Source organism: Almyronema sp., assembly GCF_052168255.1.
Taxonomy (GTDB): Bacteria; Cyanobacteriota; Cyanobacteriia; order Phormidesmidales; family Phormidesmidaceae; genus Sphaerothrix; species Sphaerothrix epifaneia.
On the sequence record NZ_JBQLZL010000112.1, the window covers coordinates 1 to 4,965 of the forward strand.

A 4,965-nucleotide genomic window follows, 5' to 3' on the forward strand; every position below is an offset into this window, starting at 1 on the left:
TTAGAGTCTAAAGCCTCTGATAGCAAATCTTTCCGTTCTACTTTCTACTTCTGCCTTTAGCCATAGCTTGCCGCAAGCTGCTTAGGAGCTTGGAGCTAGGCATAATTAAGCCGTTATAAATTTGAGGTTTTTGATTTGTCTGCCTTGATTCTACTGCTGCTGGTTTGTCTCGCTGTTGGCGTTGGTGTGGCGGCTTTTTCGGCAAACCAGCGTCCACCTTCTAGTCGCTCTCGGTCTGGCCCTGCTCGATCGCAGGACACCCAGAGCGAACTTGCTGACCGCTACCAGCTGCGTCAAACGTTTTTCTCCTCCACTGAAGCTACTTTTTACCGGGCTTTGCAGGCGGCGCTGGTCGAACAGTTTGTCGTTTTGGCTAAGGTACGCGTTGCCGACGTGCTTAAACCGCAAAAAAATCTCAATCGGAGTGAGTGGCAGCGGGCTTTCAATAAAATTTCTGCCAAACATTTTGATTTTGTTCTTTGTGACAAAGCTAGCTTGAAGATTATTGCGGTGGTTGAACTGCACCAGAGTAGCCGCGATCGCTCTGATCGCTCCAAACCAGATGACTTTCTCTCGCAAGCTGTTGCCAGCGCCGGACTCCCTCGCATTCGCTTTACCGCTGCAACGGCTTACCTGCCAGAGGTGATTCAAAGTACGGTTGCTCAAGCTTTAAAATAAATATCTCAGGGGCTGGGTAACGCTCTATTTTGCTGCGGGCTTGAGGGGTGGCAATGTCCACAAAAAAGCTAGCCATACTGAGTGGTCTTTTTTGGCTGCTGGGGCAGACCGTCTGTCTGTGCTCATTGGGTGCCCCTGCAGCCGCGTTAGCCACGACCTTCACACCCGCACCAACAGCAACAGCAACCTTGCTAGCGCAGGGCGATCGCTTGTTTTATCGCGGCCAGTTTGCCAGCGCTTTGGCCTGCTATCGGCAAGCGTTGGTGCAGGCGCAGCAGCAAGGCGATCGCCTTGCCATTGCCACTGCGCAGCTTCAAATCGGCCAGGTTCTACTCAATCTGGCTGACTATGGGGCGGCAATAGCAGCTTTGCAACAAGCGCGATCGCACTACGAAGCCTTGGCTGATCCGCTAGGACTGGCAGAAACGCTGAATCAGTTGGGTATGGGACAGCGCCGCTTGGGGCAGATAGCAGCCGCGCAAACAGCGCATCAGCAGGCATTGGCTCGTCTAGCGGAAGTGCCTTCTTCGCCGCGTCGGCTCCAAATTGAGGCTGAAGCTCTGCACAATTTAGCGGCCATTCAAACCCACCGGGGTCAGTATGCTCAAGCGCTGGTGCTTTACAAACAAGCGCTGGTGCGGCGAGAACGCGTTCAATCGGCTACGCCAACGGCGATCGCCGCTCGTTTTCATCTGGGACGAACGTTAAATAACCTAGGTGGCCTGTACGATCGCTTGGGCAATTTTCCTCAATCACTGGCTCACTATCAACGGGCTATAGCGATCGCCCGCGACCTCGGCAACCGCGCTAGCGAAGGTCGTTTGCTCAACAACCTGGGCAGACTCTATCGGCAGCAGGGCAACTATCGATCTGCCCAAGTCACCTATCAACAGGCGCTATTGCGTTTACAGCCTGTGGGCGATCGTGCCAGCCTCAGCCAAACGCTAACCAGTTTAGGGCTGGTGGCAGAAAGTCTGGGAGCGTATGACTCGGCACTGGGCTACTATCAGCAGGCTCAGTCGCTGGTGCTCACCCTGGGCGATCGCCGTCAGCTAGGTTATCTAAACGACAGTTTGGGCGGGCTATACTACCGCCAAAGCCGCTACCGAGAAGCACTGGCTGCTTATCAACAAGCGCTCAGTCAGCACCGGGCGATTGGCTTTCAAGCGGGCGAAGTCGCTACCTTGATCAATCTAGCTGGCGTTTACACGGCGCTGGGTCGTTACCCGGTTGCGTTGGCGCAGTTGGAAACGGCTTTGTCGCTTGCGGATGGCGCTCAGCAGGGCGAAATTTATGGCGCTATGGGCGTTGTTTACGAACGCGCAGGCTACTCTCAGCAGGCGCTAAACGCTTATCAGCAGGCACTAGCGGCTGCCCAGCAGCGCGGCAGTGGAGCGGCGATCGCGTCTGCTTGGGAACGGTTGGGCGGTCTGTATGGGCAACTCGATCAGCTAGTTGCGGCTCAGACTGCCTTGCAGCAAACGCTAGACCGGGCTAACCAAACAGGCGATCGCGCGACTGCCGGACGCACGTTGAACAGTTTGGCTATTTTGTCTGCTAGGCGAGGAGATGTAGATCAAGCCCAGATCTATCTCAGTCAGGCGAGAGGGCTTTTGCAAGCATTGGGCGATCGCGCTGGCGAAGCGATTGTGCTGAGTAACTGGGGTCAGTTACTGGCGTCGTCACAGCCGCTCTTGGCGATCGCCCTTTATAAACAGTCGGTCAATTTACGAGAAGATCTCAGATCTGACCTGGCTGGGCTTTCTCCAGTGCTACAGCAGTCTTTTACCGACACGGTCGCCGACACCTATCGGCAACTGGCAGACTTGCTTTTGCAGCAAGACCGGGTGTTAGAAGCGCAACAAGTGCTAGATCTTCTCCAGCAAGCCGAAGCCAGCCGCTATTTGCGTAGCCCCTTGACGGTGGCTGAGGTTGCCCTGCAACCCCCTGAGCAAACCCTTTTGGCTCGCTATGGCGATTTGCAGCAGTCGGCGATCGCCTTGGGGCAAGAACTTAACCAACTGCGGCAAATTCCGCTAGATCAGCGATCGCCTGCCCAACAACAGCGACTGGCTCAACTGGTGCAGTTTCAAGATGACCTCAATCGCCAGTTTAACCAGTTTGTCAATACGCCAACGGTCGCGGCTACCCTAGCCCAGCTTAGCCGCACCGCCCAACGCGCCAACGTCGATCCAGCCGATTTTGATGCCCTACGAGATAACCTGCAACGGCTAGAAGGCGCTTTACTTTACCCCTTGCTGCTAGAGGATCGCCTAGAGCTAATTCTGACTTTGCCAGAATCTCCCCCCCTGCGGCGCACCGTCTTTGTGAGTCGCACAGAGTTAAATCGAGCTATCTTAGCTTTTCGTCAGGCGCTAGAGCAACCGGGCAGCGACGCGATCGCCCCCGCCCAACAGCTTTACGACTGGCTGATTCGCCCCCTTGCAACTGACTTAAACCAATCTGCAATCAAAACGCTGGTTTATGCTCCTGATGGGCCGTTGCGCTACATTCCTTTAGCTGCCTTGCACGACGGTCAGCAATGGCTGGTGCAGCGCTATGGCATCAACGTGATTACGGCTCAGTCGCTAACAGAGCTTGATACCGCCCCTAACCGTCAGCCCCATGTTTTGGCAGGCGCTTTTGCCAATCCAGATTTGCGCTATGGGGTTGCTTTGGGAACGCGAGCGGCTGACTTGAGCGGTCTGCCGTTTGCCGGACAAGAAGTGCGCCAGATCCAAACCCTTTGGCCGCAGGCTCAGGTCTTGCTTGACCAAGCTTTTAGTTTGGCCGCCGTACAGCCCAGCCTGGGCGACTATGACATTTTGCATTTTGCCACTCACGCTGCTTTTTTGGCGGGTCAGCCCGAAGACTCGTTTATTTTGTTTGGCAATGGCGATCGCGCTACGCTGCAAGACATTGGCAGTTGGTCACTACAGGCCGATCTGGTTGTTTTAAGCGCTTGTGAAACGGGGTTGGGCGGCTTTGGCAATGGCGAAGAAATTCTAGGATTGGGCTATCAGTTTCAGCGACGCGGAGCGCAGGCGGTACTGGCGTCTCTGTGGCAGGTCAACGACAGCAGCACCCAGCAATTGATGGTGGCTTTTTATCAGCAGTTGCTAGCCGGACAGAGCAAAGCAGCGGCCTTGAGAGCGGCACAGCTCAGCTTGATCACGGGGGGTGAGGCAACTGCCACCGGAGATGAGCGCAGCATTCAGGTCATCCCTGCTGCCAGTTCTAGCCGCCGTGGCTCCCCTGCCCTGGCACATCCCTTCTACTGGGCACCGTTTGTGCTCATCGGCAACGGCCTTTAGGCACCCGCTAGGGCAACAGCGATCGCATCGACCACCCGCGCCACTGGAATCACCTCTAGCGGGCTTTTGAGACTTTGACCTTTGGGAATGATAGCTCGCTTAAAGCCCAGCTTAGCCGCCTCCTTCAGCCGCAGTTCCATTTGCGAAACCGGGCGCACCTGACCGCCTAAACCCACTTCCCCAATTAACACCGTGTAAGGATCGACTAGGCGATCGCGAAAACTGGCCACCACAGCGATCGCGACTCCCAAATCGGCGGCGGGTTCTCCTACACTTAGCCCGCCCGACGAAGCCACATAAGCATCTAGCTTCGACAGCGGAATTCCCACCCGCTTTTCGAGCACTGCCAAAATTTGCAGCAGGCGGTTGTATTCAATTCCCGTTGTTGAGCGTCTAGGTGAACTGTAACTGGTTGGGCTGACCAGCGATTGTAGCTCCACCACCAGCGGTCGGGTGCCCTCACAGGCCACAATGGTGGCAATTCCTGGGACAACCTCATCGCGATTGCCCAAAAACAGCTCCGATGGGTTGCGCACCTCCGCCAAGCCGCGATCCACCATTTCAAACACACCCAGTTCATTCGTTGCGCCAAAGCGGTTTTTCACCGAGCGTAACAGCCGATGACTGGCAAAGCGATCGCCCTCAAAATACAGCACCGTATCTACTAAATGTTCCAGCACCTTTGGCCCTGCGATCGCCCCTTCCTTCGTAACGTGACCCACAATAAAAAGGCTAATGCCCTCCCGCTTCGCCACCTGCATCAAAGCCGAAGTACATTCCCGCACCTGCGAAACCGAACCAGGAGCCGAAGTGAGCTGTCCGTAGTAAAGCGCCTGAATACTATCAATCACAGCCACCTGAGGCCGCAGGGATTCTAGCTCCATGAGAATAGTTTCCAGGTCAATTTCAGGGAGGAGATAGAGGGAGGAGATAGAGAGGGGGGGAGGGGGAGATAGGGGGATGGGGGGATGGG

General features: G+C 55.6%; 3 protein-coding genes. 2 read left to right on the forward strand and 1 reads right to left on the reverse strand.

The window, feature by feature from the left end; translation table 11 throughout:
• Positions 1-135: 135 nt before the first annotated feature.
• Positions 136-678, forward strand: a complete 543-nt coding sequence (locus ACTS3T_RS23085; protein WP_377963759.1) for a DUF2726 domain-containing protein — start codon at positions 136-138, stop codon at positions 676-678.
• A 53-nt stretch (positions 679-731) separates the two neighbouring features.
• Positions 732-3,992 (forward strand): CHAT domain-containing tetratricopeptide repeat protein, encoded by a 3,261-nt coding sequence (locus ACTS3T_RS23090; protein ID WP_377963757.1) that lies wholly within the window; start codon positions 732-734, stop codon positions 3,990-3,992.
• Here the strand turns inward: ACTS3T_RS23090 and radA are convergent.
• On the reverse strand, positions 3,989-4,965 hold a 977-nt coding region (radA, locus tag ACTS3T_RS23095), incomplete at its 5' end, for a DNA repair protein RadA (RefSeq protein ID WP_462935806.1). The genes ACTS3T_RS23090 and radA overlap by 4 nt on opposite strands.

Coding starts and splice junctions, on each gene's coding strand:
- ACTS3T_RS23090 (WP_377963757.1), top strand. CDS start 732: ATGTCCACAAAAAAGCTAGCCATACTGAGTGGTCTTTTTTGGCTGCTG.